This window comes from Pseudoalteromonas sp. AOP31-A2-14 (genome assembly GCF_052378035.1).
GTDB lineage: Bacteria > Pseudomonadota > Gammaproteobacteria > Enterobacterales > Alteromonadaceae > Pseudoalteromonas.
The window spans coordinates 2,515,172-2,533,974 of the sequence record NZ_JBQSXI010000001.1 but is presented as its reverse complement, the minus strand read 5'-3'; the positions used below and the strand labels follow the sequence as shown (position 1 = coordinate 2,533,974).

Here is an 18,803-nt window from a genome sequence, read left to right as displayed (position 1 = left end):
GCGTTTTATAATGCTTGAATTCAAGTATTAAGTGCAATCATTATGCAGCCACCAGAACTTCTGATTGCCCCGTAAATAATTCATGAGGGGTTTTATACCCTCTTGTTTTTCTTGGCCGATGGTTGAGCTTATCAACTGCCGCCTGTATCTCTGCTTCACTTAGCGCCATAAAGTCAGTTCCCTTGGGGAAGAAGCGTCTAAGTAAGCCGTTGGTATTCTCATTTATGCCCCGCTCCCATGATGAATAGGGATGAGCGAAATACACATCAGCTTCTAATTTTTGTGCAACATGCTCATGGTGAGCAAACTCTTTTCCATTATCTAACGTCACGGTAATAACCTTACCTTTATATGGTGTCATACACGTGATCAGCGCATCGGCTGTTATTTTCGCATGCTTGCTTTCAATTCTGTGAACGACTGTATATAACGTTTTACGTTCAACCATTGTGACAAGCGCATTTTTACGCCCTTTACCTATCACTGTATCGCCCTCCCAATCACCAATCCTAGACTTTGAATCCACAATACTTGGGCGTTCATCAATGCTGACTCGATTAACTATCTGTCCACGTTTATCATAGCTTCCATAGCGTTTTTTATACTTTTTACATGCACGAGTGAGTGTCTTATGTAGCTTGCCACCACGAGCCTTGTCTCTGTAAATATATTGATAAATTGTTTCATGATGTAAAACGACCTGTTTCTCTAAAGCTAAGCGGCCTGCCACTTGCTCAGGGGAAAGTCCGTCATGCAACAATTTATTAATCCAGTGAGTGACGTCCTCTGTTAACTTACTTGCTTTGAAAGATGACTTACGTCTTTGTTCAGCAAAGTTATTGGCTTGGTTAGGCCGATAGCCTTTAAGTCCTTTATTGCGTTTTAGCTCTCTAGAAATAGATGACGGTGAACGAGTTAGTTCTTCAGCTATCTGCTTTTGGTTATTTCCTGCTTTTATTAACGCGTAAATCTGGTATCTTTCTTCTTGTGTCAGCTGTTTATATTTCATTAAAGCAATTTCCTTTGGCGAGAAAATGGCCGAATTATAACAGCTGGCCATCTAATCTGAGAAATTGCACTTATTATCCGAATTTAGGATGCTTTAAAAAGTGAATAACTTTTTCGCTTGGCATTTCGCAGGGTTTTAATTGCACTGAATTTTTAAGACGATAGAAGTTGAGGCTGATAAAGTCATTACCAGCAAGCTCTTTGGCAAATATTTTATCAGATTGACCTTGATTGAATACCTGACGAGTTAGACTGTAGCGCGCACCGCTGTATAAAACCTCGCTGTAACCAATAGGAATTTTATCGATTAAATGGGCTATTTCTATCATGCAACTGAGCTATTTGATGAAGGTGGGGTTGTGCGCCAAATAACACCAAAAACTTTTTTAAATAAGTACAAAAATAGCAATGGAATAAGTAATAGCTTGAGGGATAGCAGCGCGACTAGATTAAGAAAGTCCATAAATAAGTTTTCAACTGACTCAAGCATATTATTAATACCGGAAGTAACTGCATCTATAATTCGGCTGATATTACTGTTGCTATTACCCGATAATTGATCGTTATAGTCTGCGAGCTCGCGCATTAACGCTGCTTTTTCCATACCTAGTTTTGCCAGTTGATTGTTCAAATTACTCTGCTGTCTTTTTAAATCTTGCTGTTTAATTATTAATGGTTTTGCTTCATCAAGCTCAGTTAGGGTTAGTTTTTCGGTTAGGGTGCGCGTCGTTTGAATTGCATCAATCTTTTCAGTTAAATTAGTTATATCGCGTTGGTTGCTCTTAACTCGGTTTGTTAGTTGCATTATTTGTGTATTTAACAGCTCAACTTCATCAAGCAGGGTTTGCTTTTGACTATTAATCTTGGCTTTTACTTGCGCTGAAAGTGCTGACGTTGAGCTTGCACTCGCTTGTATTACGGCCACTTTATCTTCTACGCTACTATTTTGGCTATCAATTTCTTTATCTAAAAACGCATGGCTAGCAAGTCCTGTAGCAAGTATGATAGCAGGCACTAAAAACCTTAATATAATCAAACTAGTAAGTAGTCTGCTGTTGATGTTTTTTAAATAACCTCGGTAGTCACAAGCAATATAAACCACAGCACCTACACTAAAGGTAATATTAAATAACAGCCCTGACGACACTGTGTAAAGGATGCGCTGAATAAACAACGAACCAATAGCAAAACGCATAACGCCTGCTATATATTCAGCTAAGTCATTAACCGGATCGAGTAGTTGTGCTGGTTCTATACTAGCAATGCCAATACCGACTTCTGCCGATTGTAATAGCGAAATAGCCCCATTAACGCCACGGGCTGAGGCGTATACTAATGATGACTGTAGTAAAGTTTGATCAATAAAATCAATTATGTATAAATTAAATTGTGGTAGCCAACATAGTGTTACAAGAAGTATTAGCATTAAGTATTTGCAATAGCTATAAGGCTTAATTGATTGCATTTTAATTAATCCGATGGCTCAGGCTTATTTAACGTAACCACTCGTTGTGGAAATGGGATTTGAATCTCTGCGGCTTGAATTGATGCGTATACACCGCCGTTTATTGCGAGTGTAGTTTCGATTATTTTAGTCGTTGGTGCCCAATAGCGATAGCTAATAGTGACCCCTCTATCAGCAAAGCGTTCAATGCCCACTTGTGAACTCGGTTTAGTGGCAACCAGTTCATGCTCGATGAGCACTTGATTGATAAGTTTAATTGCTTCATCGGGGTTGGCACTATACGCAATATCTATTTCTCCTTTAACCAATGAGTAGCTAAATGAGTTGTGCAATATTTCTCCAACAATGTGTTTGTTGGGGATAGTGATCTCGACTTTTTCTTCGTTGATTAAAATAGTATAACCCAGCTCAATTGTTTTTACCTGACCGCTTACGCCTTTAACTTCAATGGTATCGCCAACAATAAAAGGGCGAGTTGCAATAATCGCCAGGCCTGCTCCATAGTTTGACAGCATCCCTTGTAAAGCTAAGCCTGCTCCAAGTGATGCTGCACCAATTGCCGCTACAAACGGAGTAACGCTGATACCAATTTTACCCAGTGCGATAATAATGAACATAATAATAAATAGTACTTTAACCACATTACTAATAAAATTGGTTAAAGTTATATCAATATTGTGTCGCTGCATTAACTTGGTAACAACCTTTGCTACTTTTTGCGAAACCCACAAGCCAAAGATTAATATTAGTACAGCACCAACCAATTGCATGCTGTACTCCACTAAGTACTCGCTGACCATGGTGTAATACTTTTCAACTTGTTGAAGTTCGGAGCTGATCATTACTTATCCTTTACGTAAATCTAGTTTTAGCTAACACATTAACTATAACAGAGCTTGTCTTATAATAGGATAGAGCAAAGGTACAATAAGAGCGCTAAGTAGGGCACATAGGGCCATTGCAACGGAGGCAAACGCGCCAATTCGAGGATGCTCACTAAGTACAGCCGCAGTACCAATAGCATGACAAGCTGTACCAATAGCCACACCTTGTGCTTGGTGATTAAATATTCCCACGGCCTTTAAAAGTAAAGTGCCAAATAAAGCTCCCAATAAACCAATAAAAATAACCATAGCTGCGCCTAATGAGGGTATGCCACCAAGTGCATCCGTAACGAGTAGGGTAATCGGAGTTGTTACCGAAAGCGCCGCGGTAGAGGCTGCTAATTCTGAAGGTACTGAAAATAACGCGCTTAACAGTACTGCGATAAAGGTCGCGTTGATCACTCCAAGGCTACAGCAAACGAACATGAGTGAAAATTGGCTACGTACTTGCTTAAATTGCTGATATAACGGTAAAGCGAGTGCCACAATGGCTGGCTCAAGTAGCCAGCGCAGTAATTCACTATGCTGATTAAATTGCGTGTAGGGTAGATCGAAGCTCAATAATATGAACGCAATTAAGGTGATACTTAAAAATACAGGATTAGTGAACACCTTTAAAAAGCTATTACTTGTTTTGCTATTTATTATTCGTAGCAGTATAAACAATAATGCACATAAAATAGGTGTTAACCACCAAAGTATATTATTCATTATGTTTGCCTTTGAATCTACTTATGATGGAGGCAACGAGCAACACGCTGGTTAGCGGTACCAAGATAACCACAGAAATTAGAAATGACCAGTGAGCATTAATTATATCCAAGTGCTCAATAAACCCAACGCCAGCTGGAATGAAAAATAACGGCATAAAGTTTAAAAGAGGTGAGGCGCAAGGAGCAACTTGATGTTCTTTAATTATTCCTATAAGTAACAGCGCTAATAAAAAAAGCATCGCTAAAATAGGTGCCGGAAAATTGCCGCCAATAAAGTGCATAATTATTTTAGCCAGCGCTAAGCAGCTTAAAATAATAATACTGCTGAGAATATATTTAAGCATTATTACCAACGTTTAGAGTTATTAAAAATCACATTATTATCGCCTTTCATTTTATTAATTGCCTTACGTGTATTTGGGTTGAGTAATAACCTAATTTGGCTCCATGTTTCCTTAGCTAAAATAGATCTTTCATTTTTATAATAGCTGGCTTGGGTAACACGTTTAATTGCCCCAAGGGCATCGGGTGAGCGAGTAAGTAAATTATCAATTAATAGTTGGCAGGTTTTTTCAGGCTGTTCACTTATTTCGGTAATCAGCCCGAGCTTTTTAGCTTCTATGGCACTGATAGGCTCGGCGCTTGAGGAAAGCCATAATGCTTGATCTTTTTTTACTAAGCCGGGTAATACTACATTTGCTCCCATGTCAGGGCAAAGACCCCAGCGAGCTTCCATTATTGCAAGCTTTGCTTGGGTATGAGCAATTCTGTAATCTGCACCTAACGCGATTTGTAAGCCACCACCGAAACAATTTCCGTTAATAATAGCAATCACGGGAATGCTTAACGATTGCCAGCCAAGCACCACTTGCTGCGCTAAATTTCGGTTTCCCGGCAACCACTTAAATAATAGCTTAAGTATTTGTGAAGGCGATTTCATTACACAAGAGATATCAAGGCCTGAACAAAAATGTTCGCCATCGCCTTTGAGCACCACCACGCGAATCTTTTTATTCTTTTTAATGGTTGTTATGGCTGCTTCAAGTTGTTTAAACATCAAGAAGTTGAGGGCATTTTGCTTATTTTTACGAGATAGCGTGACACTCGCAACACTACCTTTTACATCAAATTCAATCATGTAATCATGTCAGCCTCTCTAAACAGTTAATTTTGAGCTTACGAGTTAATTAAATTGATGTAAAGCGAGTTATATGAATGTGCTACCACATAATTTGTGGCTATTTAAAAGGGGGTGGGCGTTACAGCCATAATAGTTACTACTTTTTCGGGCTGTTTAGGTGCAATAAAAGTAACGCAAGCAGCTCTTCCTATCTCAGTGTTTACTGTGGTTACTCAAAAAGAGGGAAATTACTGTGAGTTTATAATGCGTACCAAAGTAAATTAAGAAATAAAACTAAAAACACCTGCATTAGGTGAGCTGATTGAACGTTGAAAGCAAGTGTAATTACACCACAGGACCTAAGGTATTATTATTGATATGGAAAATAACACCTATGCGCAAGTTAGGCTGGTGCGGGTAATTGGATGTGATTGGGTGTTACTGTGTTATCTAAATGTTCGCGGCCACTATTTTGTAAATTAGTATAAGCAGTACATGACTTGAATTCAAGTATTAAGTGCAATCATTATGCAGCCACCAGAACTTCTGATTGCCCCGTAAATAATTCATGAGGGGTTTTATACCCTCTTGTTTTTCTTGGCCGATGGTTGAGCTTATCAACTGCCGCCTGTATCTCTGCTTCACTTAGCGCCATAAAGTCAGTTCCCTTGGGGAAGAAGCGTCTAAGTAAGCCGTTGGTATTCTCATTTATGCCCCGCTCCCATGATGAATAGGGATGAGCGAAATACACATCAGCTTCTAATTTTTGTGCAACATGCTCATGGTGAGCAAACTCTTTTCCATTATCTAACGTCACGGTAATAACCTTACCTTTATATGGTGTCATACACGTGATCAGCGCATCGGCTGTTATTTTCGCATGCTTGCTTTCAATTCTGTGAACGACTGTATATAACGTTTTACGTTCAACCATTGTGACAAGCGCATTTTTACGCCCTTTACCTATCACTGTATCGCCCTCCCAATCACCAATCCTAGACTTTGAATCCACAATACTTGGGCGTTCATCAATGCTGACTCGATTAACTATCTGTCCACGTTTATCATAGCTTCCATAGCGTTTTTTATACTTTTTACATGCACGAGTGAGTGTCTTATGTAGCTTGCCACCACGAGCCTTGTCTCTGTAAATATATTGATAAATTGTTTCATGATGTAAAACGACCTGTTTCTCTAAAGCTAAGCGGCCTGCCACTTGCTCAGGGGAAAGTCCGTCATGCAACAATTTATTAATCCAGTGAGTGACGTCCTCTGTTAACTTACTTGCTTTGAAAGATGACTTACGTCTTTGTTCAGCAAAGTTATTGGCTTGGTTAGGCCGATAGCCTTTAAGTCCTTTATTGCGTTTTAGCTCTCTAGAAATAGATGACGGTGAACGAGTTAGTTCTTCAGCTATCTGCTTTTGGTTATTTCCTGCTTTTATTAACGCGTAAATCTGGTATCTTTCTTCTTGTGTCAGCTGTTTATATTTCATTAAAGCAATTTCCTTTGGCGAGAAAATGGCCGAATTATAACAGCTGGCCATCTAATCTGAGAAATTGCACTTATTATCCGAATTTAGGTGAAAAATAAAAGGTATGACTTATAAAGAATAAAAACTCGTTATTTATAAAAAAGTCAGGAAAATCTGACTTTTTTTGGCAAAAATTTGTCCAGGTTTGGTATGATGTAGGCATTAGATGTATAGAGGTTGTTGGTTATGTCAGGTCCGCGGTTATACAGCGAAGAAGAAGTTACGCATCAAGCGTACGATATTTTTTTAGAGTTAGCACCCGATAACCTTACTGAGCAAGATGTTGAAGACTTTAATCAGCATCGCGAGGAGCTTGGTTTTATTGAAGAGGGTGAACCTGACGAACAATGGCAAGACTTTGTAGCCCTCGAAATAGAGTCTGAGAATTTTTTACAAGTGTTGGTAGGCTTAGAATTTGATAATCAAGATATACTTTTTGCTAAAATTTTAATTAGTCGTGACAAAGATGCACCGTTTTGCCATATTCTATGGAAAGATAGTGAATAAATATCATGAAGTATTTTTTCGTTTTTGATAAGTTTAGTTGATGCGCAATAGAGTGAAGATTTATTCAGTTGGATTACTATTATGCTTAATGTTTAGCATTAGGTGTTTTGCTGTCGATCCATTTGAAGATTTCAACGAATATGGTCAACTCTCTGACGAGGAAATACATAAACTTCATGAAGGTGAAATGCTTTATGGTGATACCGAATTTGGATTTATCGTTAGTAGTGGCAATACCAAATCTACTAGCTTTAAGTTTAAAGGTAACCTTTATCAAGATCTTAAAGAATGGCGAAATCAATTCAAAATAGATACCCTTTATAGACGAGACAAGAATTCAGAGACGGGTAGTGACGACGTTTCTGCAAACCGTATTTTTCTCTCGGCTCAGGGTAACTATAAAGTAGGGATTAAAAATGCCTCATTGTTTATCTATGGTGACTATGAAGAAGATCAATTTAGTGGCTTGGAGTTTAAGTCAACTATTGCAACAGGTTACGGCAATAGACTCTATCAAGGCGTAAAAAATAAAGTCGATTTTGATATTGGTCCTGGCGTATATCGTTCAGTAGCTGACACTGAGTCAGATATTAGCAGTGAGGATGACACTAAAACAGGTTACTTAATGCGACTTGCCTTGCAATGGGAGCGTACGGTGTCAACACGCACTCGCTTTAATCAAGACATTAGTATTGAACAGTCGCTGTCAGGGCTCAACTCTCTGCTAAAATCTGAGACCGCATTAATAAGTCAAGTTATGGGAGCGGTGTCGTTAAAATTTGCGTATTTATACCGATACAATTCTAAACCAGAAGACGACCGATTAAAGTATGACTCTGAACTCAGTGCAACAATGGTTTATAGTTTCTAGGGTCTTATATGGACTCCCTATTAATGTCAAAAATAAAATTGAAATAAATTAGATGCTAGCTTATATACGGGCTCAAATTGAGGAGCTACCCCTGGCCTCAAATGTATTCGCACCTTCATGACTTTTCTGTTGAGCAGTTTTTCAAACTTCAGACCCTAACAGTCTATTGAAGGTCGGTCTTACCTATTTCAATCGATCTTTCTGACAAGTCTTTAAGCCACAAGTAATTGTGGCTTAAAGACTTGTTATGCTTTTGCATTGCAAAAGCCGTTCTGATTGTTTTATTTGCTAACGCTATAGCGGCTACTTTTTTGCCTCGACGTACACTTAATGCTTTTAACCATATATCTTTTTGGCTACGAACTTCTCTTTTTTCTAGTTGTGAAACAACAGCTAATGCGCCTTTATACAAAGCACTACGCAGCTTCTTATTTCCTACTACTTTAGATATCGAGCCTATATTTTGTTTTCCCCCGCTACTATGCTGTACTGGTGTTAGACCAAAGCAGGCCGCAGCTTCTCGACCATTTTTAAAATGGGTTATATTACCTAGTGCTATTTTAATCAGTATTGCACAGACAGGTCCCACGCCTTCTAATGCTTGCAAACGTATACAGGTTTGATCTTCTTTAATTACTTCATGCAATTGCTTTTCAATCAGCTTCACCTCTTCAATCGCCTCAGTAAAACGCTGATAAACTCGGTTAATTGTGAAGCGAAAAGCGCCTGTTAGGCTGTTTTCAGCATCTTCTAATATCTCAGGTATCGCTTGGGTCAACTTCGTATCCCCTTGAGCAATTGGGTAACCAAACTCTAACAATAAAGCTCTTAGTTGATTACCTAAACTGACTTTTTCTTTGACTAATAAATCACGCATACATTCAATGCCTTGTAAGCATTGCTCTTGCACTGAAAGTAAACGACTTCCTTTTATATGAGGCTGTCTCGCTGCAACTGAAATAGCCAGCGCATCATTTGCATCGGTTTTCTGCCCTTGACGAAACGCTTTTACCTGTCGCGCGTTAATCGCTTTGATCTGGTGCCCTGCCTGTTTAGCAAATTGCGCCCAATAATGCGTTCCGCCACATGACTCCATAGCAACTAAAGATTGCTTTTCTTTAATTAATAACTCTTTAAGCTTGGCTCTGCTTATTGTTTTGTTATAAATAACTTTGCCATTGCTTTGCGTTTTGCAAACTTGAAATAAATTTTTTGCTAAATCAATCGCTATCACATTACAATTCAACATGTATGGGCTCCTTAGTAAAAGTTTGGACACTTATTACGTTACTTCTGATGGAAGTGGGAGTCCATACATCTGTTGACCTTTGCGAATTTAAATTCGTTCAAACTAAGGACGGTTTAATCGCGGCGCAAGGTTTGTAATCTTGTGGGCTAATTAAAAACTGAGTATCAAAGAATAAATCGTTCTTAGGCTGCCCCTGCTTGGTATTGATCCTACTTTATCGCCTATTTATGGGTAATAACCAAACCACATAGACGCTGCCTTGACCAAATACTAAATAAATTGCTGAAAATTCAACCTTGAAAGGTCAGCAGAGCCTAATATAAAAGAGAAAAGTAATGTATCAACATAAACAATATGCCCTTTTTATTTTTGTGGTACTGGGCTGGATTGGCGGCTTTGTCGCGTTAGCTTGGAACTTGATTGGCGCTGATAAACCTTTAATGGTTTTTACTGGCATATTAGCACTGGTAGCATTTTTCTTTCATGGCCTAACAATTCGTGTCGATAGACAAACCATTAGCTGGGCGTTTGGTCCAGGCGTAGTGGGAAAAACCTTGCAGCTAAGTGATATAATTGAAGCTAAAGCAGTGCAAAACTCGTATCGACATGGTATTGGTCTACGAATTACCCATGATGGTTGGGTATATAGCGTGTCAGGTTTTAGTGCAGTACAGTTAACTTTAAATGATGGGACACAATATCGTTTAGGAACTAATGATCAACAAGGTTTAATCGCTGCACTTGAAGGTAAAATAGCAAAGCAGACCTCAGCAAAGCCAGACCTAACAGCACAAGACGTTGAAAAAAAACCAACATAAAAAAAAGCGCCATTGGCGCTTTTTTTTATGTTGGTAAACTTAGCTGTTTTTAATGTTCGTGATCACAGCTTTCTTCGGTATGTACATGGCCATGAGCAAGCTCTTCTTCGGTTGCATCACGCACCTCTAAAATTTCCACATCAAAATTTAAGGTAATGCCCGATAGTGGGTGATTACCATCAACTATAACGTTTTCGTCTTGAATTTCAATGATCATAACTGACTGATCGCCATCGTCAGTAGATGCTTTAAATTGCATACCTACTTCAATTTCCATGCCTTCAAACAAAGACTTAGGCACTGCTTGCATAAGTTCATCATGACGTTCGCCGTAGCCGTCTTTAGGCTCAATGCTGGCACTAAATTTATCGCCCGCTTCTTTATCTAGCAGCGCGCTTTCTAGGCCTTGGATCAAGTAACCCGTGCCAACGATAAGAGTAAGTGGCTCACCACCAAATGAGTTATCAATGGTGTTGTCATTATTATCCATTACTGAATAATGCATTTTTACCACTTTATTTGCTGCTACTTTCATAGTCATTCCTATTTATTCGTCTTCAAGAGAGTAGGGAAGAGGTACGATTGAAAATACGACCTCAGGCGCGTGTTTTGCGCGAAGTGATTGCGAAGGATCACTATCGTTTGGTAACACGGTTAAACCAAAAAGAGTGTTGCTTTGTTCATCAAAAGATTGTGAGATTAACTTTCCGGCGCGACGCCAGTTTTCACCTCGTTGCACTTCTAAATCAAGGTTATCGAGCGGCTTGTCGGTGGTCGTTTTGACGATAAACATAGCGCGTTTATTTTTACCTAGGTATTTCATTCTAGCAACAGTTTCTTGGCCGGTATAACAGCCTTTACGAAAACTAATGCCGTTAATAGCATGAAGGTTAACCATTTGTGGTACGTATTCGCCAATAGCGTCACTGTTAAGTTGTGGCTCGCCAGCGATTATCGATTGCTGCTGCCATTTCGAATCAGTGTCTAGGATTGGAATACTGTCAGGAAGTGAAGCGTCTTTATCAAGTATGAGTAATACGCGAGAGTCGCTTAACTTAAGTGCTTTGCCAAGAGTAAAGTCAATCGCATCTTGTTCGGTAAAGTCGATACCTAACTCAGCGAGTGTAGGAGCTAAGTCATCGCCTAATAGACCTATCAGTTTTAGATCAGATGCCTTGATCTCGACTTTAGAAAATACTGCGTACTTTTTAAGCTCGTTTATGCTTTGCGCTGCTTCAGACTCTGAACCCACTAAGTAATAATTGCTTTTGTAGGAGAATAATTTAAATACTCCCCACAGCTTACCTTTGGAGCTGCAGTGTCCTGCCCACAAAAAGTTATCGTTGGTTAGTTTGTTTATATCTTGGGTGATCTGACCATGTAAATAAGCCAGTTTATCGGTACCAGAAACTTCAATTAGTTGATCTGATAAAGGACATGCAAAAACACTCGACATAAAAACCTTCTTCTACGATAAAAAAATAGAGCGCTATAATAACGTAGTTATACTAGCGGGTACAGATAAGCGAATATTTTCCCTTATTTGCTTATCTGCTGTTCATTAATTGATGTTTATTTGGGTGCAATTTGCTAAACTGCGGACAATTATAGAAGAGGTGAAAAATGACTGAATTGCATAGTAAACAGCGTATTCGTTGGGCTTGTCGCCGTGGTATGTTAGAGCTTGATGTTTTATTTATGCCCTTTGTAGAAGAGGCATTTGATTCGCTATCCCCCTCTCAACAAGCCGTATTTCAACGTTTACTTGAAGGTGATGATCCAGATCTGTTTGCATGGTTTATGGGTCATAAAGAATGTAAAGATCCAGAGCTTAAAGAAATGGTGATGCTTATTTTAGACCGAGTCCGTGTATAGGTTTACCGTAAACAATAATGTCAGTGGCCACAAACCTATAGTGGTCGCTGCGGTTACTTTTGTATTGTTATGCCTGCTATTTTTACACACCTTAACTGCACAACTTACTGCTCTTATAAGTATCAGCTTTAGTGCTTATTTTATTATTCAAAAAGTACAATCTTTGCAACCGCTCGATGGCATCGTTCTGCTAGAACAGCAAGCCATTAACTTTACAAATGCCACGACCAAGATAAACGGAAATATCAGCCCTAAAACATGTATTATTGGTGACAATATTTATTTGTGTGTACAAGGGGTAAGTAGGCGCCAATGGCTTGTATTAACGGTAAATAGTATTGATGAACAAAGCCTCGCTCGCCTAAGGCGAGCAATTTTAAATGCTTGTTAATTTTTGTAGTGACCGCTTCTAGTCGCGTTAGCTTCTAGGATTATTACGCTTCATCGTGACTATAAGGTATTAAAATAGTTGGTATAGCGTTGTCATTTAGCTTCGGGTAATCGATAGTGTAGTGTAAGCCTCGGCTTTCTTTTCGTTCTAGTGCACAGCGAATGATAAGCTCTGCAACTTGTACTAAATTACGTAGCTCAAGTAAGTTATTAGTCACCCGAAAGTTTGCGTAATAATCATGTATTTCACGCTGTAACAGTTCTACCCTGTGTAAAGCGCGTTCAAGGCGCTTAGTTGAGCGGACAATACCCACGTAATCCCACATAAACAACCTTAGCTCGTGCCAGTTATGGGTTATTACGATTTCTTCGTCTGAGTTAGTTACACGGCTTTCATCCCATTGTGGAAGCGCTAATAATTCTGGGGCTGAGTCGAGCTTGCTTAAAATATCTTTCGCTGCAGCGTGGGCAAACACAATGCATTCTAACAGTGAATTACTTGCCATACGGTTTGCACCATGCAGCCCTGTGTAAGCAACTTCACCCACTGCATACAGGTTATCAAGGTCTGTTTTACCGTTAAAGTCAGTCATCACGCCACCGCAGGTGTAGTGTGCTGCTGGTACTACAGGGATAGGATCTTTGGAAATATCCAACCCTACACTTAAACATTTAGCGTAAATAGTCGGGAAGTGCTCAATAATAAAGTCTTTATCTTTGTGACTGATGTCTAAATACACGCAATTTGCACCTAAGCGTTTCATTTCAAAGTCGATGGCGCGGGCGACGATATCTCGCGGAGCAAGTTCACCTCGCTGGTCAAAGTCTTGCATAAACCGCGTGCCATCAGGGCGTTTTAAATAAGCCCCTTCTCCGCGCATTGCTTCGGTTATTAAAAAGTTTTGTAATTCGGGGTGATAAAGGCTGGTTGGATGAAATTGATTAAATTCCATATTAGCCACTCGGCATCCAGCACGCCATGCCATAGCGATACCATCGCCACTAGATACATCAGGGTTAGAGGTATATAAATAGACTTTACTAGCACCGCCAGTGGCTAAAGCAATAAATTTAGCCGCTATAGTTTCTACTCGCTTTTCAGCCAAGTTCCACATATAAATACCGTGGACATGTTTTCCTGTTTTATCGAGCTTTTTATCGCCAATTAAATCAATGGCATTATATAGCTCTAATAAAGTAATGTTTTTATGAGCCTGAACTTGGCTAATTAAAGTGGTTTGTACTGCACGACCTGTTGCATCTGCAGCGTGTAATATACGTCTATGGCTATGGCCGCCTTCGCGAGTTAGATGAAAGCGTTCTTTACCTTTGCTGTCAAACTCCATATCAAAAGGCACGCCTTGTTCTATTAACCATTTTAAACATCGTTTGGCGCTACTTGCAGTGTAATGAACGGCATCTCGGTCACATAAACCGGCACCGGCATCAAGGGTGTCTTGTACATGGGATTCTATGCTATCATTTTTTTTATCGAACACAGCGGCAATTCCGCCTTGAGCATAAAGAGTGGAACCTTCAGTTAATACGCCTTTGCTGATCACCGTCACGTTACAGTGGTTAGCTAATGAGAGTGCTAATGATAGACCTGCTGCGCCGCTACCTATGATAGCTACATCTGTAGTGTGGTGTTTATTTTGGTTCATGTATATGGTCTTTGCGGTTACAATGCTCAAAGAGCAAAAATATTATCGTGATGGGTTAGTTGTATCATATTTACCATCATACTATTAGTTATTTTAATTCGTCGCTTAGTGATTATTTTACAAAAAAATAATATTAAACAGAACTTTTTATTCATCTCGTAGTCAGAGTATTTGTAAATAATGGCTAAGATATGAATAACAAGCAATAATCAGACATAGGAGTACCGGCTCGAATGAGCGAGCAGGATTTGGATTTAGCGCTAGTAAAAAGGGTCCAGCAAGGAGATAAAAACGCCTTCAACCTATTAGTTAAGAAGTATCAAAACAAGATTGCCGGGCTGATTTCACGTTATGTGTCTAACCAAGGTGATGTTGCAGATGTAGCACAAGAAGCTTTTATTAAAGCGTATCGTGCGCTTCCAAACTTTCGTGGTGACAGCGCCTTTTATACTTGGTTATACCGTATCGCCGTTAATTGTGCTAAAAATTACTTAGTGGCTCAGGGCCGCAAGCCGCCAGCAAATGATGTAGACGCTGATGATGCTGAATTTTACGATGGTGCTGATGCACTTCGTTCTAATTCTTCTCCGGAGAGTTTGTTATTAAGTGATGAAATTCGCAAAGTGATTTTTAGTACCATTGACAGTTTGCCTGAAGATCTTAAAACCGCAATCACGCTTCGAGAAATTGAAGGGATGAGCTATGAAGAAATAGCGGTGGTGATGGATTGCCCAGTCGGGACTGTACGTTCGCGTATTTTTAGGGCCCGTGAAGCAATTGATAACAAAATTAACCCATTAATAGGCGAGTCTTAGTATGACAAAAGCACACGTTAACAAGTTGGATAATGAACAGCTATCCGCGTTACTTGACGGCGAACAGCAGTTAACCGACGAGCAAATTACCGCACAAGAGGTTGAAACCTTTGGCCGCTTTGCGCTTGTTGGGGATGTAATGCGTGCCGAACAGGAAAAAAACTCTTTTACTCTGGATATTTCAGATGTGGTTGCTGAGGCGGTGACAAAAGAGCCTGTGTATGCTGATTTTTCTAAAAATGAAAGCCGCGAGCAGCAAACAACTAAAAGTTCAAACAACGTTGTTGCATTTAAATGGCGCAAGCCTTTGGCACAGTTTGCTATTGCAGCAAGTGTAGCGATGTTTGCTATTGTGGGTATCCAAACGTTGCCACAGGGCGAAAATGGCACTGAAAGCGGAATTCCGATGCTGCAAACAACGCCGGTAACCGGTGTTGCGTCGCCAGTTAGTTATTCATCAGAGCCAGCGCTTGATAATGCTGATAAAGGCCTTCGAGAATTACAACAGCAACGTATTGGTGCATTGGTACTTGAGCATCAACGCCAAGCCCGAGTTGCGTATTCACTTGAAAAAGCTCACACTGAGTCGCATAGTGACGAGGAAAAAAACTAATTAAATGAAAGTTATTACTTTTATTCTGTCGTTGGTACTTATTGCACCTGCAATAGCCAACGATGATAATACAGCCAAAGCGCTGTTACTGAAAATGGCTGATGCGGTTCACAATCGCAATTTTGATGCCTCATTCGTGGTCGTCAAAGGCAAAGCGATGGAACCTTATCGTTGGTTACATGCAAAACAAGATACCACCGAATTAGAGCATTTAAGTTTACTTAACGGTGCAGGCTTGGAAATGGTGCGAGTGAACAGCCAAGTTACTTATTTTGAGCCACAATCTGAACCGTACTCAATTAATACCGACTCAATTGCAGGGCCTATTCCTGAAGTTTTATTTAAAAACATAGAGCGCTTAAGTGCTAACTATGATTTTGTGTTGGGCGGGAAAGGGCGCATAGCAGGTCGTGGTGCGCAATTAATTCGCATTGAATCTAAAGATGAACATAAATTTAATTATTGGCTATGGCTTGATACAGAATCATCATTATTACTTAAATCAGCGTATGTAAATCACCAAGGTGAAATGCTTGAGCAGCTTCAGCTTACCCAAATTAGTGTTACAGAAGAGCCTGCCCCGATGTTGTTAGAAATGCTGAATCGTAATTTCCCAACACCATTGCCACTTAATGCCGAAGAAACTCAAACCGAAAGTGCACTAAATAATTGGCAAATAGGCTGGATACCTAAAGGTTTTAATTTATTAAAGTCAGATCGTCATAAACTTGATTTAAATAACGAACTAACTGACTACTATTTATATTCAGATGGTTTAGTTGAAATTTCTGTGTTTGTTCAAAGACCACTTCCAGGAAGTCGACCAAGCGGGTCACTATCGTCAGGCGCAACAACAGTGTATGTACACAACGGCGGAGGTTTCGATGTTTCAGTGGTGGGCAATATCCCTTCCTCCACAGCAAAGGCGATAGCTGAATCAGTTGCTAGACCCCTCTAACCACTATGATTGAACAAACCCTTACTGTGGCGTCTATTAATGACACCACAGCTTATTTAGAAGCCGAACAAAAGCAAGCATGCGAAGGCTGTAATGGCCGTTGTGGCTCGCAAGTATTTAGTAAATTGTTTGGCACTGCGAAGAAAACCTTTCCCTATAAGTTTGATGCTCCACTAGAAATTGGCCAAAAAGTTACCTTAGCGCTTGATGATAGCCATGTTGTAAAACACGCTTTTGCAGTTTATATGCTGCCATTATTGTTTAGTCTGGGTTTTGCATTGATAACAGCAGGAGTTTTTTCACTGCCTGAGTTGTGGCAAATTATAGCCGCAATAATGGGCGGCTTTGTAGGCTATATGCTGGCTAAAACCCGAGTTAAGAGCATACAACATGAGATTAAAATAATAAAAATTCATCCAATCAGCATTCCTTTAACGCAAATAGATGGAGATTGAGGCCAATTAAATGTAAAATTACCGTCTTATACACTTAGTCCACTAAAAGAAGTTTAGAATCCAGTTTATGAAGCATATCCGTAATTTTTCGATCATAGCCCATATCGACCATGGTAAATCGACACTCTCTGACCGCTTGATCCGAGTGTGTGGTGGTTTAACAGACCGTGAAATGCAGCAACAAGTGTTGGATTCGATGGATATTGAGCGTGAGCGCGGTATTACCATCAAGGCACAAAGTGTAACTCTAAATTATAAAGCAAGTGATGGTGAAACCTACCAGCTTAACTTTATCGATACACCAGGACACGTTGATTTTACTTATGAAGTATCACGTTCTTTAGCAGCTTGTGAAGGCGCCTTACTGGTTGTTGATGCTGGACAAGGTGTTGAGGCGCAGACACTAGCTAACTGTTACACCGCTATTGAAATGGATTTAGAGGTTATTCCGGTACTTAATAAAATAGATTTACCGCAAGCTGAACCACTTCGTGCTGCTGAAGAAATCGAAGATATTATTGGTATTGATGCTTTAGATGCTGTGCGCTGTAGTGCTAAAACAGGTGTTGGTATCGAGGAAGTATTGGAAATGATCGTACGCGATATCCCACCACCAATAGGCGATAAAGATAAACCTCTGCAAGCATTGATCATTGATTCATGGTTTGACCCATATCAAGGCGTTGTTTCGTTGGTGCGTATTAAGCACGGTGAATTACGCACTGGCGATAAAATAAAAATTATGTCGAATCAGCAGGTTCACCTTACTGATAAAGTGGGGATTTTCACTCCTAAACAAACTAACACAGATGTATTAAGCACTGGTGAAGTTGGTTTTGTTATTGCTGGTATTAAAGAAATTCATGGCGCACCTGTTGGTGATACAATCACTCTAGCTAAAAACTCAGCTCCTGAGCGTTTACCGGGTTTTCAAAAAATTAAACCACAAGTTTATGCTGGTATGTTCCCAATTTCATCAGATGATTATGAATCGTTCCGTGATGCATTGAACAAATTAAGTCTGAATGACGCATCTTTATTTTTCGAACCAGAAAATTCAACTGCACTTGGTTTTGGTTTTCGTTGTGGCTTTTTAGGCATGCTACACATGGAGATTATTCAAGAACGTCTTGAACGTGAGTACGATATTGACCTTATCACAACTGCACCAACGGTTATCTATGAGGTAGAAACTAAAGAAGGAATTAGCCAGGTTGATAACCCGTCAGATTTGCCTCCCGTTAATGATATTATCTCAATTCGTGAGCCTATTGTTGAAGCAAATATATTAGTGCCGCAAGAATACTTAGGTAATGTTATTATGCTGTGTGTTGAAAAGCGCGGTATGCAAACTAAGATGACCTATCATGGAAAGCAAGTAGCAGTGACCTACGAGATACCAATGGCTGAAGTGGTGATGGACTTTTTTGATAAGTTAAAATCAACCAGTCGTGGCTTTGCTTCTCTTGATTATAACTTTAAGCGCTTTCAAGAGTCAGATATGGTCCGAGTTGATATTTTAATTAACGGTGAACGTGTTGATGCGCTAGCGATTATTGTACATCGTGATCTTTCACAATCACGTGGGCGCTTATTAGCTGATGCATTAAAAGAACTGATCCCACGTCAAATGTTTGATATTGCAATTCAGGCCGCGATTGGTCCGAATGTTATTGCTCGTACAACGGTTAAACAGTTACGTAAAAACGTTATCGCAAAATGTTATGGTGGTGATGTCAGTCGTAAAAAGAAATTATTACAAAAGCAAAAAGAAGGTAAAAAGCGAATGAAGCAGCTTGGTAACGTCGAAATACCACAAGATGCATTCTTAGCTATCCTTAAAGTAGGTAAGTAAATAAACGAT

General features: G+C 39.7%; 22 protein-coding genes. 10 read left to right on the top strand and 12 right to left on the bottom strand.

The genetic code is table 11. The features are described 5' to 3' along the window. Nucleotides 1-40: 40 nt before the first annotated feature. The 8 genes from ACT3S9_RS11745 to ACT3S9_RS11710 all read right to left on the bottom strand — a co-directional run bounded on the left by ACT3S9_RS11745 (nt 41) and on the right by ACT3S9_RS11710 (nt 6,685). Entirely contained in the window at nt 41-1,009 is a 969-nt protein-coding gene (locus tag ACT3S9_RS11745; protein WP_086959932.1) for an IS30 family transposase, read from the bottom strand. Between the two features lie 73 nt (nt 1,010-1,082). Then, nucleotides 1,083-1,337: a hypothetical protein gene (locus tag ACT3S9_RS11740; protein WP_444750952.1), complete on the bottom strand. Its 255-nt coding sequence runs from the start codon at nt 1,335-1,337 to the stop codon at nt 1,083-1,085. Continuing rightward, nucleotides 1,334-2,434, bottom strand: coding sequence for a hypothetical protein (locus ACT3S9_RS11735; protein WP_441835215.1), 1,101 nt, complete (start codon nt 2,432-2,434; stop codon nt 1,334-1,336). The genes ACT3S9_RS11740 and ACT3S9_RS11735 overlap by 4 nt, the downstream gene beginning before the upstream one ends. Before the next feature lie 44 nt (nt 2,435-2,478). After that, nucleotides 2,479-3,315, bottom strand: a complete 837-nt coding sequence (locus tag ACT3S9_RS11730) for a mechanosensitive ion channel family protein (protein ID WP_441835216.1) — start codon at nt 3,313-3,315, stop codon at nt 2,479-2,481. A gap of 42 nt (nt 3,316-3,357) precedes the next feature. Then, nucleotides 3,358-4,068 (bottom strand): LrgB family protein, encoded by a 711-nt coding sequence (locus ACT3S9_RS11725; protein WP_441835217.1) that lies wholly within the window; start codon nt 4,066-4,068, stop codon nt 3,358-3,360. Continuing rightward, a complete protein-coding gene (locus ACT3S9_RS11720) occupies nt 4,061-4,414 on the bottom strand; it encodes a CidA/LrgA family protein (RefSeq protein ID WP_441835218.1) in 354 nt (117 codons plus the stop codon). The genes ACT3S9_RS11725 and ACT3S9_RS11720 overlap by 8 nt, the downstream gene beginning before the upstream one ends. Nucleotides 4,415-4,416: 2 nt before the next feature. After that, nucleotides 4,417-5,208 (bottom strand): crotonase/enoyl-CoA hydratase family protein, encoded by a 792-nt coding sequence (locus ACT3S9_RS11715; RefSeq protein WP_441835219.1) that lies wholly within the window; start codon nt 5,206-5,208, stop codon nt 4,417-4,419. Between the two features lie 508 nt (nt 5,209-5,716). Further along, the gene (locus ACT3S9_RS11710; RefSeq protein ID WP_086959932.1) at nt 5,717-6,685 is read right to left on the bottom strand and encodes an IS30 family transposase; all 969 of its coding nucleotides are present in this window, start codon (nt 6,683-6,685) and stop codon (nt 5,717-5,719) included. Between the two features lie 225 nt (nt 6,686-6,910). Here ACT3S9_RS11710 and ACT3S9_RS11705 point away from each other — a divergent pair, with 225 nt between their 5' ends. After that, nucleotides 6,911-7,231 (top strand): HI1450 family dsDNA-mimic protein, encoded by a 321-nt coding sequence (locus ACT3S9_RS11705; RefSeq protein ID WP_441835220.1) that lies wholly within the window; start codon nt 6,911-6,913, stop codon nt 7,229-7,231. A gap of 88 nt (nt 7,232-7,319) precedes the next feature. Continuing rightward, the gene (locus ACT3S9_RS11700) at nt 7,320-8,102 is read left to right on the top strand and encodes a DUF481 domain-containing protein (RefSeq protein ID WP_441835221.1); all 783 of its coding nucleotides are present in this window, start codon (nt 7,320-7,322) and stop codon (nt 8,100-8,102) included. A gap of 163 nt (nt 8,103-8,265) precedes the next feature. Here ACT3S9_RS11700 and ACT3S9_RS11695 read toward each other — a convergent pair whose 3' ends face one another. Beyond that, nucleotides 8,266-9,351 carry an IS110 family transposase gene (locus tag ACT3S9_RS11695; protein WP_444750951.1) on the bottom strand — a complete coding sequence of 362 codons (1,086 nt, stop codon included), beginning with the start codon at nt 9,349-9,351 and terminating at the stop codon, nt 8,266-8,268. Nucleotides 9,352-9,686: 335 nt separating this feature from the next. Between ACT3S9_RS11695 and ACT3S9_RS11690 the strand changes: the two genes are divergently transcribed. Continuing rightward, nucleotides 9,687-10,169: a hypothetical protein gene (locus tag ACT3S9_RS11690; RefSeq protein WP_441834586.1), complete on the top strand. Its 483-nt coding sequence runs from the start codon at nt 9,687-9,689 to the stop codon at nt 10,167-10,169. A 49-nt stretch (nt 10,170-10,218) separates the two neighbouring features. On the opposite strand, the gene ACT3S9_RS11685 is transcribed toward ACT3S9_RS11690, so the two are convergent. Both ACT3S9_RS11685 and ygfZ read right to left on the bottom strand, forming a co-directional pair. Beyond that, nucleotides 10,219-10,704 (bottom strand): FKBP-type peptidyl-prolyl cis-trans isomerase, encoded by a 486-nt coding sequence (locus ACT3S9_RS11685; RefSeq protein ID WP_441834587.1) that lies wholly within the window; start codon nt 10,702-10,704, stop codon nt 10,219-10,221. Nucleotides 10,705-10,716: 12 nt separating this feature from the next. Then, a complete protein-coding gene (gene ygfZ, locus ACT3S9_RS11680; protein ID WP_441834588.1) occupies nt 10,717-11,625 on the bottom strand; it encodes a CAF17-like 4Fe-4S cluster assembly/insertion protein YgfZ in 909 nt (302 codons plus the stop codon). A 167-nt stretch (nt 11,626-11,792) separates the two neighbouring features. On the opposite strand from ygfZ, the gene ACT3S9_RS11675 reads away from it, so the two are divergent. Continuing rightward, nucleotides 11,793-12,044, top strand: a complete 252-nt coding sequence (locus tag ACT3S9_RS11675; protein ID WP_441834589.1) for an FAD assembly factor SdhE — start codon at nt 11,793-11,795, stop codon at nt 12,042-12,044. Then, nucleotides 12,037-12,435: a hypothetical protein gene (locus ACT3S9_RS11670; RefSeq protein WP_441834590.1), complete on the top strand. Its 399-nt coding sequence runs from the start codon at nt 12,037-12,039 to the stop codon at nt 12,433-12,435. Before ACT3S9_RS11675 ends, ACT3S9_RS11670 begins: the two co-directional genes overlap by 8 nt. A gap of 43 nt (nt 12,436-12,478) precedes the next feature. On the opposite strand, the gene nadB is transcribed toward ACT3S9_RS11670, so the two are convergent. Further along, complete coding sequence (gene nadB / locus ACT3S9_RS11665; RefSeq protein WP_441834591.1) at nt 12,479-14,098, bottom strand: L-aspartate oxidase; 1,620 nt, start codon at nt 14,096-14,098, stop codon at nt 12,479-12,481. 233 nt (nt 14,099-14,331) lie between these two features. On the opposite strand from nadB, the gene rpoE reads away from it, so the two are divergent. The 5 genes from rpoE (at nt 14,332) to lepA (ending at nt 18,794) form a co-directional block, all read left to right on the top strand. Next, nucleotides 14,332-14,913 carry an RNA polymerase sigma factor RpoE gene (gene rpoE, locus ACT3S9_RS11660; RefSeq protein WP_441834592.1) on the top strand — a complete coding sequence of 194 codons (582 nt, stop codon included), beginning with the start codon at nt 14,332-14,334 and terminating at the stop codon, nt 14,911-14,913. A gap of 1 nt (nt 14,914) precedes the next feature. Further along, complete coding sequence (locus ACT3S9_RS11655; RefSeq protein ID WP_441834593.1) at nt 14,915-15,526, top strand: sigma-E factor negative regulatory protein; 612 nt, start codon at nt 14,915-14,917, stop codon at nt 15,524-15,526. Nucleotides 15,527-15,530: 4 nt separating this feature from the next. Further along, entirely contained in the window at nt 15,531-16,484 is a 954-nt protein-coding gene (locus ACT3S9_RS11650) for a MucB/RseB C-terminal domain-containing protein (protein WP_441834594.1), read from the top strand. Between the two features lie 5 nt (nt 16,485-16,489). Continuing rightward, nucleotides 16,490-16,939, top strand: coding sequence for a SoxR reducing system RseC family protein (locus ACT3S9_RS11645; protein WP_441834595.1), 450 nt, complete (start codon nt 16,490-16,492; stop codon nt 16,937-16,939). 67 nt (nt 16,940-17,006) lie between these two features. Continuing rightward, a complete protein-coding gene (gene lepA, locus ACT3S9_RS11640) occupies nt 17,007-18,794 on the top strand; it encodes a translation elongation factor 4 (RefSeq protein WP_444750950.1) in 1,788 nt (595 codons plus the stop codon). Nucleotides 18,795-18,803 lie beyond the last annotated feature (9 nt).

Bases quoted from the DNA above. Each gene is read 5' to 3' on its own strand.
- ACT3S9_RS11745 (WP_086959932.1), bottom strand. From the start codon at position 1,009: ATGAAATATAAACAGCTGACACAAGAAGAAAGATACCAGATTTACGCG.
- ACT3S9_RS11740 (WP_444750952.1), bottom strand. From the start codon at position 1,337: ATGATAGAAATAGCCCATTTAATCGATAAAATTCCTATTGGTTACAGC.
- ACT3S9_RS11735 (WP_441835215.1), bottom strand. From the start codon at position 2,434: ATGCTAATACTTCTTGTAACACTATGTTGGCTACCACAATTTAATTTA.
- ACT3S9_RS11730 (WP_441835216.1), bottom strand. From the start codon at position 3,315: ATGATCAGCTCCGAACTTCAACAAGTTGAAAAGTATTACACCATGGTC.
- ACT3S9_RS11725 (WP_441835217.1), bottom strand. From the start codon at position 4,068: ATGAATAATATACTTTGGTGGTTAACACCTATTTTATGTGCATTATTG.
- ACT3S9_RS11720 (WP_441835218.1), bottom strand. From the start codon at position 4,414: ATGCTTAAATATATTCTCAGCAGTATTATTATTTTAAGCTGCTTAGCG.
- ACT3S9_RS11715 (WP_441835219.1), bottom strand. From the start codon at position 5,208: ATGATTGAATTTGATGTAAAAGGTAGTGTTGCGAGTGTCACGCTATCT.
- ACT3S9_RS11710 (WP_086959932.1), bottom strand. From the start codon at position 6,685: ATGAAATATAAACAGCTGACACAAGAAGAAAGATACCAGATTTACGCG.
- ACT3S9_RS11705 (WP_441835220.1), top strand. From the start codon at position 6,911: ATGTCAGGTCCGCGGTTATACAGCGAAGAAGAAGTTACGCATCAAGCG.
- ACT3S9_RS11700 (WP_441835221.1), top strand. From the start codon at position 7,320: ATGTTTAGCATTAGGTGTTTTGCTGTCGATCCATTTGAAGATTTCAAC.
- ACT3S9_RS11695 (WP_444750951.1), bottom strand. From the start codon at position 9,351: ATGTTGAATTGTAATGTGATAGCGATTGATTTAGCAAAAAATTTATTT.
- ACT3S9_RS11690 (WP_441834586.1), top strand. From the start codon at position 9,687: ATGTATCAACATAAACAATATGCCCTTTTTATTTTTGTGGTACTGGGC.
- ACT3S9_RS11685 (WP_441834587.1), bottom strand. From the start codon at position 10,704: ATGAAAGTAGCAGCAAATAAAGTGGTAAAAATGCATTATTCAGTAATG.
- ygfZ (WP_441834588.1), bottom strand. From the start codon at position 11,625: ATGTCGAGTGTTTTTGCATGTCCTTTATCAGATCAACTAATTGAAGTT.
- ACT3S9_RS11675 (WP_441834589.1), top strand. From the start codon at position 11,793: ATGACTGAATTGCATAGTAAACAGCGTATTCGTTGGGCTTGTCGCCGT.
- nadB (WP_441834591.1), bottom strand. From the start codon at position 14,098: ATGAACCAAAATAAACACCACACTACAGATGTAGCTATCATAGGTAGC.
- rpoE (WP_441834592.1), top strand. From the start codon at position 14,332: ATGAGCGAGCAGGATTTGGATTTAGCGCTAGTAAAAAGGGTCCAGCAA.
- ACT3S9_RS11655 (WP_441834593.1), top strand. From the start codon at position 14,915: ATGACAAAAGCACACGTTAACAAGTTGGATAATGAACAGCTATCCGCG.
- ACT3S9_RS11650 (WP_441834594.1), top strand. From the start codon at position 15,531: ATGAAAGTTATTACTTTTATTCTGTCGTTGGTACTTATTGCACCTGCA.
- ACT3S9_RS11645 (WP_441834595.1), top strand. From the start codon at position 16,490: ATGATTGAACAAACCCTTACTGTGGCGTCTATTAATGACACCACAGCT.
- lepA (WP_444750950.1), top strand. From the start codon at position 17,007: ATGAAGCATATCCGTAATTTTTCGATCATAGCCCATATCGACCATGGT.